The 21,983-nt window shown below is 40.6% G+C and carries 21 protein-coding genes and 1 riboswitch; of the genes, 19 read left to right on the top strand and 2 right to left on the bottom strand.

Annotated features, from left to right (window positions below; all coding sequences use genetic code 11):
• The 7 genes from resB to NST01_RS10540 all read left to right on the top strand — a co-directional run bounded on the left by resB (nt 1) and on the right by NST01_RS10540 (nt 8,203).
• Complete coding sequence (gene resB / locus NST01_RS10570) at nt 1-1,680, top strand: cytochrome c biogenesis protein ResB (protein ID WP_100325358.1); 1,680 nt, start codon at nt 1-3, stop codon at nt 1,678-1,680.
• A complete protein-coding gene (ccsB, locus tag NST01_RS10565) occupies nt 1,664-2,842 on the top strand; it encodes a c-type cytochrome biogenesis protein CcsB (protein WP_017359778.1) in 1,179 nt (392 codons plus the stop codon). The genes resB and ccsB overlap by 17 nt, the downstream gene beginning before the upstream one ends.
• Before the next feature lie 86 nt (nt 2,843-2,928).
• Complete coding sequence (locus NST01_RS10560) at nt 2,929-3,651, top strand: response regulator transcription factor (protein ID WP_003215596.1); 723 nt, start codon at nt 2,929-2,931, stop codon at nt 3,649-3,651.
• A complete protein-coding gene (locus NST01_RS10555) occupies nt 3,648-5,429 on the top strand; it encodes an ATP-binding protein (RefSeq protein WP_272511677.1) in 1,782 nt (593 codons plus the stop codon). Before NST01_RS10560 ends, NST01_RS10555 begins: the two co-directional genes overlap by 4 nt.
• A 202-nt stretch (nt 5,430-5,631) precedes the next feature.
• Nucleotides 5,632-6,192 (top strand): RNA polymerase sigma factor SigX, encoded by a 561-nt coding sequence (gene sigX / locus NST01_RS10550; RefSeq protein WP_007501006.1) that lies wholly within the window; start codon nt 5,632-5,634, stop codon nt 6,190-6,192.
• On the top strand, nt 6,152-7,258 hold the full coding sequence (locus NST01_RS10545) for a sigma X negative regulator (protein ID WP_079920138.1): 1,107 nt from the start codon (nt 6,152-6,154) through the stop codon (nt 7,256-7,258). The genes sigX and NST01_RS10545 overlap by 41 nt, the downstream gene beginning before the upstream one ends.
• A 297-nt stretch (nt 7,259-7,555) precedes the next feature.
• Nucleotides 7,556-8,203: a M23 family metallopeptidase gene (locus NST01_RS10540; protein ID WP_241511247.1), complete on the top strand. Its 648-nt coding sequence runs from the start codon at nt 7,556-7,558 to the stop codon at nt 8,201-8,203.
• 33 nt (nt 8,204-8,236) lie between these two features.
• Here the strand turns inward: NST01_RS10540 and serA are convergent, their stop codons facing one another.
• Nucleotides 8,237-9,811, bottom strand: coding sequence for a phosphoglycerate dehydrogenase (gene serA / locus NST01_RS10535; RefSeq protein ID WP_008344488.1), 1,575 nt, complete (start codon nt 9,809-9,811; stop codon nt 8,237-8,239).
• Nucleotides 9,812-10,098: 287 nt separating this feature from the next.
• Nucleotides 10,099-10,231: riboswitch (FMN riboswitch) on the top strand.
• Nucleotides 10,232-10,380: 149 nt separating this feature from the next.
• On the opposite strand from serA, the gene NST01_RS10530 reads away from it, so the two are divergent.
• On the top strand, nt 10,381-10,962 hold the full coding sequence (locus tag NST01_RS10530) for an ECF transporter S component (RefSeq protein ID WP_008344490.1): 582 nt from the start codon (nt 10,381-10,383) through the stop codon (nt 10,960-10,962).
• A gap of 34 nt (nt 10,963-10,996) precedes the next feature.
• On the opposite strand, the gene NST01_RS10525 is transcribed toward NST01_RS10530, so the two are convergent.
• Nucleotides 10,997-11,245, bottom strand: a complete 249-nt coding sequence (locus NST01_RS10525) for a ferredoxin (RefSeq protein WP_008361239.1) — start codon at nt 11,243-11,245, stop codon at nt 10,997-10,999.
• Between the two features lie 268 nt (nt 11,246-11,513).
• Between NST01_RS10525 and NST01_RS10520 the strand changes: the two genes are divergently transcribed.
• From NST01_RS10520 to sleB, 11 genes are all read left to right on the top strand, one after another.
• The gene (locus NST01_RS10520; RefSeq protein ID WP_025207558.1) at nt 11,514-12,566 is read left to right on the top strand and encodes a helix-turn-helix domain-containing protein; all 1,053 of its coding nucleotides are present in this window, start codon (nt 11,514-11,516) and stop codon (nt 12,564-12,566) included.
• On the top strand, nt 12,559-14,067 hold the full coding sequence (locus NST01_RS10515) for a RecQ family ATP-dependent DNA helicase (RefSeq protein WP_025207557.1): 1,509 nt from the start codon (nt 12,559-12,561) through the stop codon (nt 14,065-14,067). The genes NST01_RS10520 and NST01_RS10515 overlap by 8 nt, the downstream gene beginning before the upstream one ends.
• Nucleotides 14,064-14,705, top strand: a complete 642-nt coding sequence (locus tag NST01_RS10510) for a CPBP family intramembrane glutamic endopeptidase (RefSeq protein WP_017359770.1) — start codon at nt 14,064-14,066, stop codon at nt 14,703-14,705. Before NST01_RS10515 ends, NST01_RS10510 begins: the two co-directional genes overlap by 4 nt.
• Nucleotides 14,650-15,414, top strand: a complete 765-nt coding sequence (locus NST01_RS10505; protein ID WP_072368261.1) for a LysM peptidoglycan-binding domain-containing protein — start codon at nt 14,650-14,652, stop codon at nt 15,412-15,414. Before NST01_RS10510 ends, NST01_RS10505 begins: the two co-directional genes overlap by 56 nt.
• Before the next feature lie 64 nt (nt 15,415-15,478).
• Nucleotides 15,479-15,931, top strand: a complete 453-nt coding sequence (locus NST01_RS10500) for a DUF2663 family protein (protein WP_007500988.1) — start codon at nt 15,479-15,481, stop codon at nt 15,929-15,931.
• Nucleotides 15,932-16,018: 87 nt separating this feature from the next.
• Nucleotides 16,019-16,807 (top strand): metallophosphoesterase, encoded by a 789-nt coding sequence (locus NST01_RS10495; protein WP_017367513.1) that lies wholly within the window; start codon nt 16,019-16,021, stop codon nt 16,805-16,807.
• A 164-nt stretch (nt 16,808-16,971) separates the two neighbouring features.
• A complete protein-coding gene (locus NST01_RS10490; protein ID WP_007500984.1) occupies nt 16,972-17,550 on the top strand; it encodes a genetic competence negative regulator in 579 nt (192 codons plus the stop codon).
• A gap of 196 nt (nt 17,551-17,746) precedes the next feature.
• Nucleotides 17,747-19,021: a Glu/Leu/Phe/Val family dehydrogenase gene (locus NST01_RS10485; protein ID WP_007500982.1), complete on the top strand. Its 1,275-nt coding sequence runs from the start codon at nt 17,747-17,749 to the stop codon at nt 19,019-19,021.
• A gap of 124 nt (nt 19,022-19,145) precedes the next feature.
• Nucleotides 19,146-20,117 (top strand): YpdA family putative bacillithiol disulfide reductase, encoded by a 972-nt coding sequence (locus tag NST01_RS10480; protein ID WP_017367512.1) that lies wholly within the window; start codon nt 19,146-19,148, stop codon nt 20,115-20,117.
• A gap of 155 nt (nt 20,118-20,272) precedes the next feature.
• Entirely contained in the window at nt 20,273-20,929 is a 657-nt protein-coding gene (prsW, locus tag NST01_RS10475; protein ID WP_008344507.1) for a glutamic-type intramembrane protease PrsW, read from the top strand.
• A gap of 132 nt (nt 20,930-21,061) precedes the next feature.
• On the top strand, nt 21,062-21,973 hold the full coding sequence (gene sleB, locus NST01_RS10470; protein ID WP_341041914.1) for a spore cortex-lytic enzyme: 912 nt from the start codon (nt 21,062-21,064) through the stop codon (nt 21,971-21,973).
• Nucleotides 21,974-21,983 lie beyond the last annotated feature (10 nt).

Below are 21,983 nucleotides of genomic sequence, written 5' to 3'. Positions count from 1 at the left end.
ATGAAAGAGGTAAAGTGCGAGTGTGGACATATTAATCCAATCGGTACTGTTCTATGTGAATCATGCGGGAATCCCATTGCAGCAAAAGAGAAAAATTCATCAAAGCTGCTTGATATGAGATATGACGGCAGTGCAAGACGCTCGCAAACATACAACAAAACGATTGTTGATAAAGTATGGAACTTTTTTTCTTCCGTAAAAGTGGGTGTGTGGCTCATTGTCATCACACTGTTAGCTTCTTCGCTAGGAACTATTTTTCCGCAGGAGCGGTTTATTCCGCCAGGTGCATCAGCTTCCACTTATTATGAGGAGCAATATGGGTCGTTTGGCAAGTTATATTACATCCTTGGATTCCATGATCTTTATAATTCTTGGTGGTTTTTAGCCCTTGTCGCATCTATCGGAATTTCCCTTGTGATTTGCAGCCTTGATCGAGTGATTCCACTTTATCGTGCACTCAAAAATCAAGGGGTTGTCAAAAAAGAAGGCTTTATGAGAAGGCAGCGTCTTTTCAGCGAAACAAACCAAACATTAGATCAACATACATATGAAGGCATCGTTAGTAAAATGAAACAAAAGCGTTACCGCGTAAGAGAAGAAGATGGACATATTTTAGCTGAAAAAGGCCGCTTTTCCCGCTGGGGACCTTACGTCAATCATATTGGATTAATTATATTTCTCATTGGATCCATGCTCCGGTTTGTCCCAGGAATGTACGTGGATGAAACATTATGGGTAAGAGAAGGCGAAACGGCACCAATCCCAGGGACGGGAGGCCAATACTTCTTAAAGAATAATGCGTTTTCAATTGATCGCTATGAATCTGAAAAAGAAAAAGAAGTCTTTGAAAATGCGATTGAAAAGGCTGGCGATGGTCAAGTCGTCAAAAGTTATAAAACCGATGCCGTTTTATATAAACGTGAAGGGGAAGTTGTTTTTGGTGAAAAGCCAAAACTGAAGCAGGTAACAGAACACGATATTAAAGTGAATGAACCGCTTAAGTTTGACAATTTCTCATTATATCAAGTGGATTTTAAACAAAATGAACTCGATCAAATGGTCTTTCAGCTGATTCGAAAAGATACTGAGAAATCTTTCGGAACAGTGAAGATTAATCTGCTGGAGCCTAAGTCAGAATATGATCTTGGTAGCGGTTACAAAGTCAAGGTGATGAGTTATTTGCCTGATTTTTATTTTGACGAAGATGGCACACCTAGTACGAAAACGAGGAATCCGAATAATCCTGCGTTCGTATTTGAAATGATCTCTCCTGAAAAACCAAAAGGTGAAAAAAGTTTTGTCGCGATTCAAGAGACAGTAGAGGGTTCTGATAACAATCTTTATAAAATGAAATTTGACCGGGTTGAAACAAAAAACGTGACAGGTTTAACGGTTCGAAAAGACTTAACACTCTGGGTACTTATTGTTGGTGGAATGATCTTTATGATTGGTGTCGTACAAGGGATGTACTGGCAGCATAGAAGAATCTGGCTGTCGGTAAAGGATGGAAAAGTGTTTGTGGCAGGACATACAAACAAAAACTGGTTCGGCTTAAAGTCTGATCTCAAGGTGTTACTGCACGGCAGTGGCATCAAACAGCCAGTGGATCAAAAAGAACTGCCTGATACAACAAGTATCAGCAAAAGCAAGGGGGAAGGATTAGATGGCGGCAGTCAGTGAAAACCTGTTATTTGCAGCTTTTCTATTGTATTTAGCGGCAGTTCCTTTTTTTGGAGGGGCCATTAAAGGAAAAAAGAAAGAAGAGGGTCCGCGCAAAAACAAGGCGGCACTTATCGGCATAACGCTCACCATCATCGGTTTTTTGAGTCAATTTGGCTATTTTATTTCAAGGTGGATCGCGTCTGGTCACGCACCAGTCAGTAATCTGTTTGAATTCACCACAGCCTTTGGCATGATGCTGGTGCTCGCATTTATTATTTTATATTTTGTCTATCAAGTGTCTGTGCTAGGTTTATTCACACTTCCAATCGCTTTATTAATCATTGCTTATGCAAGCATGTTTCCATCGGATATTTCACCGCTGATTCCTTCACTTCAAAGTAATTGGCTATATATTCACGTCACGACAGCAGCGCTTGGTCAAGCCATTTTGGCGATCAGTTTTGTGGCAGGTGTGATTTTTCTTTTGAAGCATGTCGATCAAACAAAACCGGGGAAGAAAACCTTTGGCTTAGAGCTGGTCATGTTTATGATTGTGGTCACCCTTGCATTTATCGCTGTCACGTCCATTTTTAGAATGACAGGGTATGAAGCGAAATTTAATTGGGTAGATAAAAATAAAGAAGAGAGCGTCATGGTCTATGAGCTGCCTGCCTTAGTAGGACCTCATAAAGGAGAACTTATCACAAAAGATCGTTTAGAGCCTGTGGTTGATCTGCCGCCTGTTTTTTCAGGTAGAAAGGTGAATACAGTGCTATGGTCATTTGGCGTTGGGCTGATCATTTATGGACTGCTAAGATTGATCATTCGCAAACGACTAAGTGCGCTGCTTCAGCCGCTCGTAAGACAGGTGAATCTTGATTTAGTCGATGAAATTGGATACAGGGCTGTTTCCATAGGATTCCCTGTATTTGCGTTAGGCGGTCTTATTTTTGCGATGATCTGGGCACAAATTGCATGGACGAGATTCTGGGGATGGGACCCGAAGGAAGTATGGGCTTTAATTACATTTTTATTTTACGCCGCCTATCTCCACCTTCGGTTATCACGAGGCTGGCATGGTGAAAAGTCCGCTTGGCTTGCTGTGATCGGATTTGCGATCATTATGTTTAACCTCATCTTTGTCAACCTAGTGATTGCGGGGCTTCATTCTTACGCGTAATCGCATGAAAAAGGCCAACTTTTATGATTCGATTCGGCTTTTTGTTAAAATGTATGTAACAACGGAGAAAGCAGGAGGATTGTCTAATGGAACACACAACTCAAACGAAAATATTAGTCGTCGATGATGAGGCAAGAATTCGCCGCCTTTTAAAAATGTATTTAGAACGGGAAAATTATGAAATTGATGAAGCGGAAAATGGGGATGAGGCCATTCAAAAAGGACTTCAAACCGATTATGACCTCATTTTGCTTGATTTAATGATGCCTGGGACAGATGGGATCGAAGTGTGTAATCAAATTCGAGATAAAAAAGCCACACCAATTATTATGCTGACAGCAAAAGGTGAGGAAGCCAACCGTGTGCAAGGTTTTGAGGCAGGAACGGATGATTATATCGTCAAACCTTTCAGTCCGCGTGAAGTGGTTCTTCGTGTGAAAGCACTGTTAAGAAGATCGTCTCAAACGTCATATCTCAATACTGGAACAACCACAAAAGATGTTCTTGTGTTTTCTCATCTATCCATTGATCATGATGCACACCGGGTCACAGCAGATGGAAAAGAAGTCAGCCTCACGCCGAAGGAATACGAACTTTTGTACTTCTTAGCAAAAACGCCGGATAAGGTCTATGACAGGGAAAAGCTTCTCAAAGAAGTGTGGCAGTATGAATTCTTTGGGGATCTGAGAACAGTGGATACCCACGTCAAAAGGCTTCGCGAAAAACTAAATAAAGTGTCACCAGAAGCAGCGAAAAAAATCGTGACAGTATGGGGTGTCGGGTACAAATTTGAGGTCGGCGCTGAATGAAGCTGTGGAAAAGTGTCGTAGGAAAGCTATGGTTAACCATTCTTTTCCTCGTGCTCATTGTTTTATCGATTTTAACTGTGCTTCTTTTAGAATTCATTGAGAACTACCATGTCGAAGAAGCAAAGTCTGATTTAACACAAATGGCCAACAAAGTAGCAGTCATTTTAGAAAGCCATGAGGATCAATCACTTGCAAGATCGATTACATCAGAACTAGCTGATAAATTGACAAGTATCGCGATTGTTCAAGAGGATGGACTAGAATGGTATTCGTCTGAAAAAGGCGGGAAGCTTCCTGCGATCACAAAAGAACAAATTGAAGCAGACAAAGATTTGAACAAAGCACTGACAGAACGAAAAAAAATCAGTAAACGAGCTGAATCTCATACAGGCAATCAGAAAGATGAACGCATTGTAGTAGGTGTTCCTTACGAGGCGAACGGAAAGAAAGGGATGGTCTTTCTTTCTCAATCCCTCCTTGCTGTAGAGCAGACAACAAAACATACGACGCGTTATATCTTCCTCGCAGCCGGAATTGCGATTGTGCTGACGACAATTTTCGCTTTCTTCTTATCCACTCGTGTCACCTATCCTCTCAGAAAGATGAGAGAGGGAGCACAAGATTTGGCGAAAGGAAAATTTGATACAAAGATTCCTATTTTAACGCAAGACGAAATTGGGGAACTGGCGATCGCCTTTAATCAAATGGGCAAGCAGCTTAAATTTCATATAACCGCTTTAAATCAAGAAAAAGAACATTTGTCCAACATTCTCAGCAGTATGGCAGATGGTGTCATCACGATCAATATTGATGGAACGATCCTCATGACAAACCCTCCTGCAGAAAGATTCTTGCAGGCTTGGTATTACGAGCAAAATATGAAGATCAAAGATGGGGATGAACTGCCGCCAGAAGCGCGTGAATTGTTTCATACTGCCGTCAGTACGGAAAAAGAGCAAATGATCGAAGTCACGCTTCAAGGGCGTACTTGGGTTCTTCTTATGTCTCCGCTTTATAACCAGCAAGATGTCAGAGGGGCGGTTGCGGTGCTTCGCGATATGACAGAAGAGAGAAGACTGGATAAGCTAAGAAAAGACTTCATTGCAAATGTCAGTCATGAACTCCGTACACCTATTGCTATGCTGCAGGGCTATAGTGAAGCGATTGTCGATGACATTGCCGGATCAGAAGAGGAAAAGAAAGAGATTGCCCAAATTATCTATGATGAATCACTTCGAATGGGGCGTCTTGTGAATGATCTTCTCGATCTCGCACGTATGGAAGCTGGTCATATTACACTGAATCTTGAATCAACTGATACAGAAGAGCTGACTGAAAAAATCTACCGTAAATTCCTTGGAATTGCAAAAGAAAAACAAATCAACCTGACGTATGAAATTCAAGTAGAAGAACCGTATTTTGTATTTGACCCAGATAAAATAGAACAGGTTTTTACAAATCTCATCGACAATGCCATTCGCCATACACCAGAAGGCGGAGAAGTTCACTTCTCAGTTCAATCGGTGGAAAATGGGCTCAAGATGGATGTGAAAGATTCGGGAAGCGGCATTCCTGAAGAGGATCTCCCATTTATTTTTGAACGGTTCTATAAAGCAGATAAAGCAAGAACAAGAGGACGTTCCGGTACGGGGCTGGGCCTTGCGATTGTGAAGAACATCGTAGAAGCGCATCAAGGCTCCATTCATGCACATAGTAAAGCTGGAACAGGTACTCACTTCACTTTCTATATTCCGAAAAAAAAGCAGGAACTCGTCTAATCTTGACGAAGAATCTTGTTACATGAGAAACACTTCTTTTCGAAAGAAAATGAAGTGTTTTTTCTATTTTTATATTTTTAAGGAGAAGTTAAACAAAAAGCCCTTTCCAAATTGTCGATCTTGTAATATATTTGTCATAAAGTTGTAATGTAACGTTTTGTGAGAGTCACTCGACAAAAATAAGTGAACGGAGGGGTTTCCTATGCATGAAACCTTTCAAAAAATATATGATTCGTACCATCAAGATTTGTACCAATTTTTATTTTATATGGTAAAAGATAAAAATCAGGCAGAGGATCTCGTGCAGGAGGTTTACATTCGGGTACTTCACTCATATAAAACTTTTGAAGGAAGAAGCAGCGAGAAAACATGGCTGTTTTCAATTGCAAGGCATGTAGCAATTGACTGGTTTCGCAAACAGCAAACCATCAGACAACGGGTGCTCGGCACGTTTGATTGGGATAAACAGGATGTAAAAGATCCAGACCTGCTCCCAGATGAATTGGCTGTACAGGATGAAAATATTAAAGAAATTTATGCCGCACTTGATCATTGCACCATTGATCAACGAGCCGTCATCATTTTAAGGTTTATCCAAGGCTACTCAATCATGGAGACGGCCAAGGCGCTAAAGTTCTCGGAAAGCAAAGTCAAAACAACGCAGCACCGAGGCCTGAAAGTGCTCCGAAAACATATGGAGCTTTTGAAGGAGGAGCTAGTGAATGAAAACGAACAGGTCCAATTGGAGCGAAGAACGAATTAAAGTATTACTCAGTCAGCTTCCAAAGGTGGAGGACAACCGTTCATCTAAGCAGATTTACCAGCAAATGCTGATGGCAAGCGGGAAGAAAAAGAAAAGTGCCAGATGGATCGGTCCAGCGGTCGCAACCGTTGTGGTCTTATTTATGGCGTTTTTGATTTCTCCTCATTTATTTCAGCCGGCTGCTCAAGATATAAAGAAAGTGAAAATGGACTCGAGTGCTGAAAAAGGACAGGTGAATGCTACATTAGAGGCGGTAAAAAACACAAATGATCCTTCACATGTTGCTTATGCATCTGACAAAGAAAAGTATATGACGATTTCATACATAGATGAATCGACTTCTCAAGTTGTCCCAATCAGTATTCAAAAAGAAAATAAGCATGACGATGTGCAGGCGCTTCTTGATACATACGAAAAACTGGAGCTGCCTGAAATGACAAAACCTCTTCAAGCCTATATGGATATGGTGGATGTGAGTGAAAAAGGGGACACACTGATTTTTCAGCTGAAAAATGATTTGTCTCTTGATACATTAAAAGAAGCCAACCGTTTTAAAGACATGGTCAAAGAAACGTTAAAATGGAGCCAATATAAACAAGTACAGGTCAAGTCTGTCAATGGCTCGCACCTTCAATTAGGGACGAATGGCCGTCTTGGTACCATTTCAATTAATAAACAAACAAAGCACGCTTACTACGTTTTAGAAAATAAGAGCGGGACATTTTTGGTGCCGTCAAAAGATGATTATCCTTCTTATAAAGATGCGGTAGAGGCGATGAAGCGGGCGAATGATGCAGGACTCGATCCACTCATTAAAGAAGAGCCTGTTCAAAAGGTGACAACAAAAGGAAAACATGCAACCATCACGTTTGGAGCATCAGTACAATTAACGGACTCAATTGATCATATTTTACTTATTGAAGGACTGCTGCTCACAGCGAAAGATTTCGGTTTTACAGATGTCACGATACAAAATGCAGGAACAGATCAAGTAGGCCCATATGAATTAAAAGAACCGCTAGAGGTACCGGCACTGCCAAACCCAGTTGTTATCAAAGAACGCTAAAGGACGCAACTTATTGCGTTCTCAGCGTGTAGACAAACCCTCGCATTCTTTGTCAGTCCTGCGCTCCGGTACTCACGAATGTCAAATTCGCTCTGCTCCGGTGCTCGTCCTTCCTAGACTGCAAAGGTTTTCTATCACGCTGAAAAGAAGACAAAGGGCTAAAATCAAGTTCATTTTAGCCCTTTGTCAACAATCTGAGGACGCCACTTATTGCGTTCTTTTTTCATGTATAGAAAAGGGCTTCCTTGAGGTATACTAAGCTGTCATGAAAAGAACTTCAAAGAAGGGAAGTCACTGATGAAAAGGTATTGCTACATATGTGCTAGCTGTTTCTTGTTCTTGACCTTATCACCGTTTGCCCATGCAGAGAAAACAACCGAGTGGGTGGAACCAATCAAAGGTGAAGTCACTGATTTGTTTGGGACAAGAGGTGGTTCGCATAAGGGGTTAGACATTGCTGCACCAGAAGGAGAATCCATTTTTGCTGCAAGCGAAGGTGTGGTTACTCGTTCCTATGTATCTGCTACTTATGGAGAAGTTGTATTTATTCGGCATCCAAATGGATATGAAACCGTCTATGCGCATTTAAATGCGCGTTTTGTAAAGAATGGTGACCATGTACAAACAGGGCAGCCGATCGGCATCATAGGCAACACAGGCGCTTCTAGGGGCACTCATTTGCATTTTGAGGTGCACAGGGGTAATTGGTCAGTTAATAAAGAAGATGCAGTAGATCCGCTCACAATCATTGCAAGAGATCGTTTCCAAGAGCCAGCCCTTCATGTAGATGGATATGAGAAACATACATATGTCATACAACGAGGGGACACGCTCTGGTCCATTGCTAAAGCACATCAAATGACCGTTGATCAATTGAAGAAAATCAATGCACTGACAACGCATCTCATACGGACAGGTGAACGTTTAATCGTTTCAACAAAATAAACCTCATGCTTTTGCATGAGGTTTACCATTTTTTTATAGGTCAATCAGACGTACAGAAAGAATATCGCTCACTTTAGTTAACGTTTGGACAATTTCATCTTCAAGGTGCTTATCAAAAGAAAGCATCATGATGGCTTCGCCGCCTTTTTCTTTACGGCCTACTTGCATTGTCGCAATGTTCACATCGTGGTCGCCTAAAATCTTTCCAACTTGACCGATCACACCAGGTGCGTCAGTGTGCTGAATATAGACAAGGTGTCCATCTGGGTAAAAGTCAATATTGAAACCATTAATAGAAACGACACGTTCACCTAGATGCGGGATATACGTTGCTTTTAATGTAAAGGTGGAAAGGTCACCTTTGACTTCAATGGAAATGCTGTTCTCATAGCCAGATTCGCTTGAAGAAATTTTCTCGCTAAAGCTAATGCCGCGTTCTTTTGCCACCATACCAGCATTGACTTCATTTACAGTCGAATCGACACGCTCTTTCAAAAAGCCAGAAAGCAGACTTTTTGTAATAAATGATGTTTCGAGTTTTGCGATAGATCCTTCATATGAAATGCTGACTTCTTTTACAGGTTCTCTCATCGATTGAGAAACAAGACGTCCAAGTTTTCCTGCAAATTGATGATAAGGCTGGATTTTCTTGAACTCGTCTTTTGTCATCGCTGGTAGATTAATAGATGACATGACCGGGAGTCCTTTTGCAAATTGAAGAACTTCTTCAGAGACTTGTGCCGCTACATTTAATTGTGCTTCTTTTGTAGATGCACCAAGATGCGGAGTGGCAATGACGTTTGGATGATCCACAAGTGGATTCTCAGTAGGTGGTTCTACTTCAAATACATCGAGAGCAGCCCCTGCGACATGACCATTTTCAAGTGCTTCAAGAAGGTCGCGTTCGTCAATGATACCGCCGCGTGCACAGTTCACTAGACGAACACCTTTTTTCGTTTTTGCGATTGTTTCTTTATTGAGAAGTCCTCTAGTTTCTTTTGTTAAAGGTGTATGTACCGTAATAATATCTGATACTTCAAGCACTTCATCAAGTGATTTTGCATTGACACCAATTTTTTCGGCACGTTCTTTTGTGAGGAAAGGGTCAAATACGTTGACGGTCATGCCAAATGCTCTTGCACGCTGGGCGATTTCACTTCCAATTCTGCCTAAGCCAACAATCCCAAGAGATTTTCCGTAAAGCTCAGCACCGACATATGCGCCTCTGTTCCATTCTTTTGATTTAACAGAAATATTGGCTTGAGGAATATGACGCATGAGAGATGAGATCATCGCAAACGTATGCTCTGCCGTTGAAATCGTATTCCCATTTGGCGCATTGATGACAATCACACCATGTTTTGTTGCTTCATCAATGTCAATGTTGTCGACTCCCACACCGGCACGACCAACAATTTTTAATGAAGTCATTTTTTCATAAAGTTCTTTTGTTACTTTTGTGGCACTTCTGACAAGTAAGGCATCAAACGTGTGTAATTCATCTTCTGCTTCTGTTACATTTTTTTGAACAATTTCAACAAAATCTGATTCTAATAGTGGTAAAAGACCATCATTGCTCATCTTATCTGAGACTAATACTCGAAACATCGTAAGATTTCCTCCTAAAATAAACGTCATAAATATCTGATAATTTACCATATTCCTTTTCACTGTGTCAATCAAATTAAAGCAGTAAAGCGAAAAAGAAAACACGAACATTTTTTAGTGTCTTGATCGAGAATGGACACCTTTAAACAAAAGATACCCAATTTTTACGCATTTGTCATTATAAATTTTAGGTTTTTTACGACTTCTTAAAACTGATGAATTTGCTCAGGATTTTTATCTGTACAAATGCTCATATATCATATATAATGATGTCGAATTGAATAATGATCAATCTTCGGGGCAGGGTGTAATTCCCTACCGGCGGTGATGAGGCATAGTCTCTAAGCCCGCGAGCCTTTTTTGGCAGGATTCGGTGTGATTCCGAAGCCGACAGTATAGTCTGGATGGGAGAAGATGGAGGTTCGTAAACGTTGAAAACATGTCTGTTTATACGTTTATTTGTGTAGCCTAAATTTCCCGCTCCTGTGTATGTATTCAGAGCGGTTTTTTTGTGGCTAAAATTGAACAATCCTCTTTTCGAAAGATTTGATCGAAAAGGAGAGAGAATATTGAATCAAAGTAAAGTAAAACGTTTAGTTGTCATCAGCATGCTTAGCAGTATCGCATTTGTATTAATGTTATTGAATTTCCCTTTCCCTGGGCTTCCTGGGTATTTAAAAATTGATTTTAGTGATATTCCTGCGATTATTGCGATTTTAATTTATGGGCCAGGTGCTGGGATTGCTGTTGAAGCTTTAAAGAATTTACTGCACTACCTCATTCATGGTAGCATGTCCGGTGTGCCTGTGGATCAAGTAGCGAATTTTACAGCAGGTGTACTATTCATCTTACCTGTGGCTTTTATTTTTAAAAAGATTAAATCAGCAAGAGGGTTAGCATGGTCCATGATCCTCGGAACATTACTCATGACAGTCATGATGAGCATCTTAAACTATTTCTTGTTCCTTCCTGCTTATACATGGTTTTTGAATGCACCCGTCCTGTCAGATCATGTGCTAAAGGCAACCATTACAGCAGGGATCTTGCCTTTTAACCTGATTAAAGGAATCATCATTACCATCGTCTTTAGTTTCATTTTTGTCAAAATGCGTCCATGGTTTGAAAATAAACGCCGACTTCAAAATAGTTAATATAAAAAAAGCCCCTTTAAAAGGGGCTTTTATCCTATTCATGCTTAAGTGGATCACCATCGAAAGATTCGTCCGCAACTTTGATTGAGTCAGTTGGGCAACCTTCAAATGCATCAAGCATATCTTCTTCAAGTACTTCTGGAACTTCTACAGTCCCCTGATTGTCATCAAGCGTGACAAATGCAATGCCTTCATCATCATAATCATAAATGTCTGGAGCAGCTGCACCGCATGCGCCGCAAGCAATACATGTGTCTTTGTCTACAATTGTATATTTTGCCATGTTAAAAAAATACCTCCCAGATTGTTCGATGGAACAAATGGTTTAACCTTTTTAGTTTCACCGATAAAAAACCAATTTCCTCAAACCTTATTGTAATGATTTTAAATTCACATTTCAACTGTAAAGTGATTGAGAATGCTTATCACATAAGGGTTTGTTCATAACTTTCCCCCATTAATTGAGTTTAAACATTTCTTCTTCAATGAAATCTGTTAAAATAAAGGGAGAAAATATTCGAATTTTGTCAGGAAGACAGGTGCTTTGGTCAATGACGATTCATTACTTGGATGTCATGTTGATGGACAGCGTACATAAATTGAACGGCGAACGCTCCATTAGTGCTGTCTACCATCTTTTTAAAGGAAAAAAATCTTCACAAACGATACAGGATGCAAGTTTGTTTCAGCTTTCTAGCTACTTCGGCTGCTATCCAGCTTTTACGAGGGATCAGTTGAACCGCTCTGTACAAAGGCTAAAAGAGCAGCACTTCATCAGAAAGACAGGGGATACATTCATCGCCACAGATGCAGGAATAAGTATGCTCAGGCAGTGTTTCACTGAAAAACCGATGCCAGTTTATTTTAATGGTGCCAAGTATCATGATAAAGCAAAGGCGTTATGGATGAGACTGTCTTTACTTGTGCAGGTCCTTTCACATCATGCAGCGGGGTCACAACACTATGTGCCGATTCAAAGAGATATATCGGTTCAAAACTGGACAAAATCCTTCTTCTCGCAATATCACCAGAAGAAAAAGCTTTCTGAAGATATCCATCATGAGCTTGAAACACTTCTTGCTCATTTAACTGATCAAGAGGCACTGCTTTTTGTTTATTCATTGACTTCCAATGAAAGAATCGGACGGACATACCAGCAAATGGCGGAATGGATGAAAGAAGATGTATGGTATGTTTACTTGCTTTTTTGGAATGTGCTCCATTATTTTATTCAATGTGCGCAAAAAGGTGAGGCGCCGATCATCCAGCGAATGATAGACGATCTTCAATTCAAACGTGTGCTGACCACCTCTACCCATAAAACGCTTGAGCTTGTACAAAAAGGATTCAGTATTGATCAAATTGCTCATATTCGTTCATTAAAAAAAGCGACAATTGAAGATCATATTGTGGAGCTCTCGATACATGAGCCGAGCTTCTCGATCGAACCATATGTCAGCAGTGAAGCTCAAAAGGCGATACATGAGGTAGCCGGTCAGCTCCAAACCAACAAGATGAAGCTGATCAAAGAAAGTCTCGAGCATTCATTTACTTATTTTCAAATACGATTGGCATTGACAAGGATGGTGAAAGCAAGTGGATAAGCTTCATCAGACGCTGATGGGATACTTTGGTTATGATGCCTTCAAAACAGGTCAGGAGGACATTATTCGAAGTGTACTTCAACAAAAAGATACGGTTGCCATGCTTCCTACTGGTGGCGGGAAGTCACTTTGTTATCAAATTCCGGGCTATTTGACAGACGGGTTAGTGCTGATCATTTCACCTCTTTTATCACTCATGGAAGATCAAGTAGAACGCATGAAAATGCGCGGTGAAAAGCGAGTGGCTGCGCTTAACAGTACACTGTCCTTTCAGGAAAGAAGACATATTATTCGGCATTTGCCATCATATAAATTTTTATTTGTCGCACCTGAGGCGCTTATGTCAGAGGTATTGGTAGAGCAGCTCAAAGCGATGCATGTGGGTCTATTCGTTGTAGATGAAGCTCACTGTATATCGGAATGGGGACATGATTTCCGCCCGGAATACTCCAAGCTTGGGGAATGGAGGGAAGCGCTCGGCAATCCTGTCGCCTTAGCACTAACGGCAACTGCAACGAAACAAACCTTAAAAGATACTGTGCAAACATTGCGGCTAGAGCATCCAGATGTTCATATTCATTCAGTCAACCGGCCGAATATTGCACTATTAAAAGAGGCACATGAAACGAAAGAAGCAAAAGAGAAACGAGCACTGGAGCTTGTGGAAACCCTTCAAGGGCCTGGGCTGATTTATTGTCCGACCCGGCAAATGACAGAAGATATTTCACGTTTGGTGAAACAAAAAACGAATCAACGTGTAGAGTTTTATCATGGTGGAATGGAGTCAGGAGACCGCATGCTGATCCAGCAGCAATTTATCAGTGGTCAAATTGATCTCATTTGCTGTACAAGTGCTTTTGGAATGGGAATTGATAAAGCAAATATACGCTTTGTGATTCATATGAGTCCGCCTCAGTCAATTGAAGCATTTATGCAGGAAATTGGAAGAGCTGGACGGGACGGGAAAAATAGTGTGAGCGTTCTTTTATATACAGAAGAGGATGCGGATATTCAAAGTCATTTGATTCAAGCAGAAGGTTTTGATGATCCAGAAATTGATTTTTTCTTAGCCCGATTATCACACATGCCGATAAATGATGAAAAGAAATTACGTGAACAATTGATGGAAGCAGGGCTTCAGGAGACGCGCGCGCGAATGCTCTCGCATTATTACACGATGTACCAAACTGAACAGCCCCGTTTGCTCATGAAGAAGCTGAAAGAAAAGCTGCAGGATAGACAAACAGAAAAGCTAAAAAAAGTGTGGCAGTTTAAAGAGCATATCACTGGCCATCGCTGCTTTAGGCAATCTCTGTTATCATACTTTGATGAGCAGCTTGATCTAACGGAGGACGCTTCCTTTGGGAACTGCTGCTCTTCATGCGGACTTGACCTGTCTGATTACGAAAAAAAAGATCAACCATTGGAGCTGAATGAAATGAAACACTGGAAGACCGAGCTGGATCGTCTGTTTCACCTGACAAAAGAGGCGCAGCATTGATTGAACAACATCGCCGTATTATTGAAAAATTAACCGATCGACAAGTAGTAGAACAGTTGTATTTCACACAGCTGCTCATGCTGATTGTCTCTTTTTTACTAGGGATGTTTATGTTTGATCATTGGACTGATTTTACAGCCTTATGGCAGATCCGAGATATGCGTATCCTGACTTACGGAATTGGCGGCGCTTTGCTTGTGATTATTGTCGACGCTATTGTCATGAAGGTGTTTCCGGCTCATATGTATGATGATGGCGGATTAAATGAAAAAATGTTCAAAAACCGCAGCATTCTGCATATTGTTTGGTTAACGCTGCTCATTGCCTTTTCAGAAGAAATTTTATTTCGCGGGATCGTTCAGCAGCAATTTGGACTGGAGATTGCAAGCATTGTGTTTGCACTTCTTCACTTTCGCTATTTGTCAAAAATACTCTTGTTTATCCTTGTGGTTTCTATTAGTATTTTTTTAGGACTTTTATACGAGTGGACAGGGAATTTATTCGTTCCTGTCATGACACACTTTGTCATTGACCTAGTCTTTGCATGTCAAATTCGTTTTAAATATTGGGGGAGGGATGAACATGGAAGAAATGTCGAGAATGAAGAGAAAAAAGCAGCAGCTGACAAACATCCATGATGATGATGTAGAGAAAAATCTTGAAGAAGAAAAAGTGCATCCTTCAGATGACTCTCACTTTCCTACACGAGAAGATTTTCATGAATATAAAAAGCAGCGAACCAAAAAGGTGCGTAATCCATTGTTTACGACACTGGCTATTATCTTTCCTATTATTGTCGTCACGGTTTTCTTCCTGTTGATTTATTACACATCAAAGGAAATTAACGATAACAACAATCAAGGTGTTTATATTGATAAAACATCGAGTGCTGACACAGATCCAGTCCCGTCAGCACTTGTTGAAACAAAAAATGATTCAAGCGCTGACAAAGCGGATGCGTCTGATGATGAGAAGAAAAAGAAAGATGCTGATAAAGAAAAGCAGCGTTCAAAAGAAAAAGCAGAGCAAAAGAAAAAAGAACAAGCCGCTAAAGAGAAGGCTGAGCGTGAAAAGGCCGAAGCTGCAAAAAAGCGTGAGCAGCAACAGCTCGCTCTTCAAAAACAGCAGGAAGAGAAAAAGCGAAAAGAAGCAGAAGAGAAGAAGAAGCAGGAAGAAAAACCTGTTCGTGTCGTGCAGCATACTGTTGGACCAGAGGAAAACTTGTATCGAATTTCCATGAAGTATTATCAAAACCGATCAGGGGAAGAGAAAATTCGAGCTTACAATCATTTAAAAGGAAATAGCGTGTACAGCGGACAAGTATTGAATATCCCATTAGAAAATTAATATTTGACATGAATGAATCGAAAAGCACATACATATGTAGAAAAAAGGGACAAGGGTGTATGTGATGACATTGCACGCAATCAGCCGCTATATGGATCAGCCGACACAGAAAATGATTGAAACATTGATCAAAAGGAAGCGCAAATACGAGGGGTTTGCAAAACAATGCAAAAGGTGGCAATGGACAGCCCTTTTATCACTTGCGATTCTTCTGTTTTATTTTGTGATAACAGCTAATAGCGGGGGCTCCCTGCAGCCGGAAGCGATGATTGCCACATTGCTTGGCCATGAGGTGTTTCTGTTTTGGATCATGGCTGAAGTGTTTGCTTTTTACGCATCGTATTATTATAAGAAAAAAGAAGAAAAGGCTGAGGATGAATATCATAAGCTCAGATGTGAAATTATACAGAAAAGCACAGATTTATGGCCTCAATCAAATCAATGGAAAGAGCGCGAGGCCGTTTTCCACTTCATGCAGACGCAATATGATATCAATCTCTATTATGAAAGTAAATAAATGAGCAAAAGACGTTTAAACAGTTGAAACGTCTTTTTTCATTCAAGCGTCTTATAAAAGAAAGCTGATACAAGGGAGTCATTCATAATGAAATATGCCATCGGATTTACTGCTGCCATAGCGGCTGTGACAACAGGTGTGTGTGTAACAGCGAAAATGGTGAAAACGGCAAAACAAAACAACATCAAAAAGCATTACTTTACAATAGAAGGACTTCAGTCAGATCGACCTGCAGTCATTTTTTTTATTTCTGATACCCATCGCCGTCTAATTAGTGATACTTTATTAGCGGAAGTAAAAGAGCAGCAGCCTGATGTCATTATGATCGGCGGGGACTTAGCTGAAAAGGGAGTCCCTTATGCTAGAGTTGAAGAAAATGTGAAACGTTTAGCAAGGATTGCCCCGGTGTATTTTGTGTGGGGGAATAACGACCATGAGCTGCATCAGCAAAAACTCAAAGACATCCTCCATACCTATCAGGTGACGACATTGCAAAATGAGACGGCTGTGTGGAATTTTGAAGGACAGCCCATTAAAATAGGCGGAATCGATGATATCCGGCTTGAAAAAGCAGATTATGAAGCGATACGGCCGGAGTTTGTCAAAGAAGACGTGAATATCCTTTTATCACACAACCCAGATGTGCATCATTTGATGAGTGAAGAAGAGGGAATTGATCTTGTTTTGAGCGGTCATACCCATGGGGGTCAAATTCGTATTGGGAAATTTGGTCCGTATGAAAAAGGAAGAACAGGCCAAGTCAAAGGTGCTTTCTTTCTGATTAGTAATGGTTACGGAACAACAAAGATTCCGATGCGTCTTGGAGCAGAACCAGAAACCCATCTGATCTATTTAATGCCGCTAAAAACGCGCTAAGTTGATGCCCCATCAATATTTTCCATAAAAGTCACCGTAAGCATAGCTTCATGCTTGTCTTCCGTCTTGACACAGTGTAAACTGAATACAAAATTAAGAACCTATGACTCATCATCTCATATACTACAGTATGATGTGTGTTAGAAGAGGCAGGAGGGAACGTTATGCGGCTAGAGCGTCTGAATTATAATAAAATCAAAATTTTTCTCACACTAGATGATCTGACAGACCGAGGTCTTACGAAAGAAGACCTTTGGAAAGATTCGTTCAAAGTTCATCAGCTGTTTAAAGACATGATGAACGAAGCGAATCAGGAGCTCGGTTTTGAAGCGAATGGACCGATTGCTGTTGAAGTATTTTCTCTTCAGGCGCAGGGGATGGTCGTCATTGTGACAAAGAGTCAGCAGGAAGATGCTGATGATGAGTTTGATGAAGATTACATTGAGATGCAAGTCAAGCTCGACGAGAGCAAGCATGTGCTCTATCAATTTGCCTCGTTTGAAGATGTGATTCAACTGTCCCATAGTTTAAGTCGTATTGGACTTTTAGGGGGTACAGTTTACCACTATGAAGGTCAATATTTTCTCAGCCTAGATGATTTCGAAGAACTGTCTGCAGATACAGTCATTTCTATTTTAGCGGAGTTCGGTTCTCCGACGACATTAACCATTCACCGGTTAAAAGAATACGGAAAAGTGATCATGCAGGAAGATGCAGTGAAAACGATTCAACTGTATTTTTAATCACTTTTTTCTATTATATTTAATACTGTTGTGATGAAACAACAGTATTTTTTTATATCCATTTTTATATTTATAAACGCTGATATTTTATTTTGATAAAAAACGCTTTTTACCTTTGCTTTACCAGTACGAAGGTGTATACTATTGCTTGAAAGGGAGCAGTAGATCATGAAAGATTTCTAGGGGGTTTATTTTAATGGCAGCCGATCAAAACGCCGCTCATAACGCAGAAGATAAGCTAGATGTTTTAAAGTCAACTCAAACCGTCATACATAAAGCGCTTGATAAATTGGGCTATCCGCAAGAAGTGTATGAATTGCTGAAGGAGCCAATTCGCCTATTAACGGTCAAAATTCCAGTACGTATGGATGATGGATCGGTGAAAATTTTCACTGGTTATCGTGCGCAGCATAATGATGCTGTCGGTCCAACAAAAGGCGGAATTCGATTCCACCCGAACGTTACTGAAAAAGAAGTAAAAGCGCTTTCAATTTGGATGAGTTTAAAATGTGGTATTGTGGATCTTCCTTATGGCGGAGGAAAAGGCGGTATTATCTGTGATCCAAGAGAAATGTCATTTAGGGAGCTTGAAAAACTAAGCCGCGGCTATGTTCGCGCAATTAGCCAAATCGTTGGACCAACAAAAGATGTTCCAGCACCAGATGTGTTTACAAACTCTCAAATCATGGCATGGATGATGGATGAGTATTCTAGAATTGATGAATTTAACTCGCCAGGATTTATTACAGGAAAACCAATTGTTCTTGGAGGCTCACATGGACGTGATACTGCAACGGCAAAAGGTGTAACGATCTGTATCAAAGAAGCGGCGAAGAAAAAAGGAATTGACATCAATGGGGCTCGTGTTGTCGTTCAGGGATTCGGAAATGCAGGAAGTTACTTGGCTAAATTTATGTATGATGCCGGAGCGAAAATCGTAGGAATTTCAGATGCTTACGGCGGTTTGTATGATGAAGATGGTCTCGATATTGACTACTTGCTTGACCGACGTGACAGCTTTGGAACCGTCACTAAATTATTTAATGATACAATTACAAACCAAGAGCTGCTTGAGCTAGATTGTGATATCTTAGTACCTGCAGCCATTGAAAATCAAATTACAGAAGATAATGCGGCGAACATTAAAGCCAAAATTGTCGTAGAAGCAGCAAATGGACCAACGACATTGGAAGGGACAAAAATTCTTTCAGATCGTGGTGTACTGCTTGTTCCGGACGTACTTGCAAGTGCGGGTGGAGTGACTGTTTCTTACTTTGAATGGGTTCAGAATAACCAAGGGTTCTACTGGACAGAAGAAGAAGTAGAAACTCGTTTAGAAGATATGATGGTGAAATCATTTAATAATATTTATGAAATGGCGCAAAACCGCCGTATTGATATGCGACTAGCAGCATATATGGTCGGTGTACGTAAAATGGCTGAAGCTTCTCGATTCAGAGGCTGGATTTAAGCGACTTATTTGCATCGCGCCTTAAAATCTCCTATCCTTAAATAGGAGATTTTTTTATGGAATCATGCAAAGAATCAAACAGCCCAGCAATTGTTATTGCAGTGAAACGACAGGAGTGGAACAAATGAAACAAGAAAAAGCGATCATAATAGGAGGAGGCCCGTGCGGTCTATCAGCTGCCATTGCATTCAAGCAAATTGGGATTGATGCACTTGTGATTGAAAAGGGCAATGTGGTCAACAGTATTTATCATTACCCTACACACCAAACCTTCTTCAGTACAAGTGAAAAGCTTGAGATCGGTGACGTCGCTTTTATCACTGAAAATCGGAAACCCGTTCGTATTCAGGCGCTTTCCTATTACCGAGAGGTGGTCAGACGAAAAAGCCTTCGTGTGAATGCTTTTGAAAAGGTAAACGCTGTGACGAAAAAAGATGGCCGTTTTACGGTAAATACATCAAAAGACGACTATACATGTGACTATGTTGTGATTGCGACTGGCTACTATGATCATCCTAACTATATGAATGTAAAAGGGGAAGACCTTCCTCATGTGTATCATTATTTTAAAGAAGGACACCCCTACTTTGATAAAGATGTGACGGTGATCGGCGGGAAGAACTCTAGTGTTGATGCTGCCCTAGAACTTGTGAAATGCGGAAGCAGGGTGACGGTTTTATATAGAGGAACTGAATATTCATCCAGCATCAAACCTTGGATTTTACCAGAGTTTGAAGCGCTTGTTCGAAATGGCACCATTCGAATGGAGTTTGGTGCAGAGGTGAAGGAAATCACAGAACAGGATGTTGTCTTTACAAACCAGCAGGGCCAAACGGATCGAGTGAAAAGTGATTATGTGTTTGCGATGACAGGTTATCATCCTGATCATTCATTTTTAGAAAAAATGGGTGTAACAATCGATCCAGAATCAGGCCGCCCAGCATTTGATGAACAAACAATGGAAACAAATGTAGAAGGTATTTTCATTGCAGGGGTTATTGCAGCTGGTAACAACGCCAACGAAATTTTCATTGAAAATGGAAGATTTCATGGCGGGTTGATTGCAGAAGAAATCAACAAAAGAATCAACGGGTAAAAAAAGAACTGGGTCCTTCTAAGGGATTCAGTTCTTTTTTATGTAAATTGGGATTATATAGAAGATTATTTTTGGGAAAATGGGCTCGAGTCATATAAAAAAGGGGTGATTCGTGGTACGATAATAAAGGATAATGTAGGGAAAGAGGTCTGATTATGATCGCAATCATTTCAGCAGGTTTAGCTCCCGGCATCGCACTTTTAAGTTATTTTTATTTGAAAGATCAATACGACAATGAGCCGGTTCATATGGTCATCAGATCTTTTATGCTAGGTGTCATACTTGTGTTTCCAACCATGTTTATTCAGTATGTCCTCCAAGAGGAAAATATCGCCACGAATCCTATCGTGATTTCATTTGTGACATCGGGTTTTTTAGAAGAATCATTAAAGTGGTTTATTTTAATGGTCAGTGTCTATGCGCACGTACAGTTTGATGAACACTATGACGGGATTGTCTATGGAACAAGTGTCTCGCTTGGATTTGCGACACTTGAAAATATTCTGTACTTAGTTGGTCATGGGGTAGAGTACGCGTTTACACGTGCCTTGCTGCCTGTATCAAGCCACGCTTTATTTGGTGTGGTGATGGGGTTTTATATAGGTAAAGCTCGCTTCTCTGATAAAAAAGAGCAGCGAAAATGGCTGATTCTCTCTTTAATACTTCCTATCCTTTTTCATGGCTTATATGATTTCATTCTTCTTGGCATGAAAAATTGGGGATATATTATGTTACCGTTCATGATTTTTTTATGGTGGTTTGGTCTGCGGAAAGCCAAAAAAGCCCGTGCGGTGAAGATGGTACAAATTTAAATTGGAAAACGTCCTATACGTCTTTAGGGCGTTTTTTGTCTTTTCCATCCAATTCCCTCCTGTGATGAATGTATAAAAATAGGGATCGGAAGAAACATATATTCAAACATCAAAAGTACAGGAGGATCAAATATGGACAAAGCTCGTTTCATGAAACAAATCGTCCTTATCTTCTCAATTGTTCTGCTCGCGTCTTCATTGATGACAGCTGAAAAAAGTGATGCTTTCACAAATCAAGTGATTCAGCGGGGAGCTACAGGAGAAGATGTCGTCGAGCTCCAGGCAAGGCTCCAATACAATGGTTTTTACAATGGAAAAATAGACGGGGTGTATGGCTGGGGAACTTACTGGGCCGTGCGCAATTTTCAAAGCCAGTTTGGTGTAAAGAAAGTCGATGGACTCGTAGGGGAAAAAACAAAAAGCCTATTAGTTCAAAAGACGAAATACTATAAAGAGTTTGTGCAACAGCAGTTGCAAAAAGGGAATCAGTTTACGCACTATGGCGGGAAACCTCTTGATCAGCAAACAAAGGCTCCTGCGCAAAGAAACACGCAAAAAAAGACAGCACAAGGTGCAAAAGAGAATCAAAAAAGTCAAAGCGGAGGAAACAGCTCGTCTGGAAACCAGTCAGGAAATGGTCAAGCAAATCAAACGCCGAAACAAACAGCAGCCAACATGCCAGGTGGTTTTTCAAGCAATGACATTCAGCTCCTTTCACAAGCTGTTTATAGTGAAGCGAGAGGTGAACCTTATGAAGGACAGGTAGCGATCGCAGCCGTCATCTTAAACCGTTTAAACAACCCGACCTTTCCAAACACGATCGCTGGTGTCATTTTTGAACCGCTTGCGTTTACTGCTGTAGCAGATGGACAATTTTATATGGCGCCAAACGAAACCGCTAAAAAGGCAGTATTTGATGCCATTAATGGCTGGGACCCATCTGAAAGCGCCGTTTATTACTTTAATCCTGATACAGCGACAAGCCCATGGATTTGGGGAAGGCCACAAATTAAACGAATCGGGAAACATATTTTCTGTGAATAAAAAGAGGTGT

The sequence above is a fragment of the Bacillus sp. FSL R7-0166 genome, from assembly GCF_038008935.1.
GTDB lineage: Bacteria > Bacillota > Bacilli > Bacillales > Bacillaceae > Bacillus > Bacillus altitudinis.
Note: the sequence above shows the minus strand (reverse complement) of the source record. Positions and strands in the feature narration are given on the sequence as shown.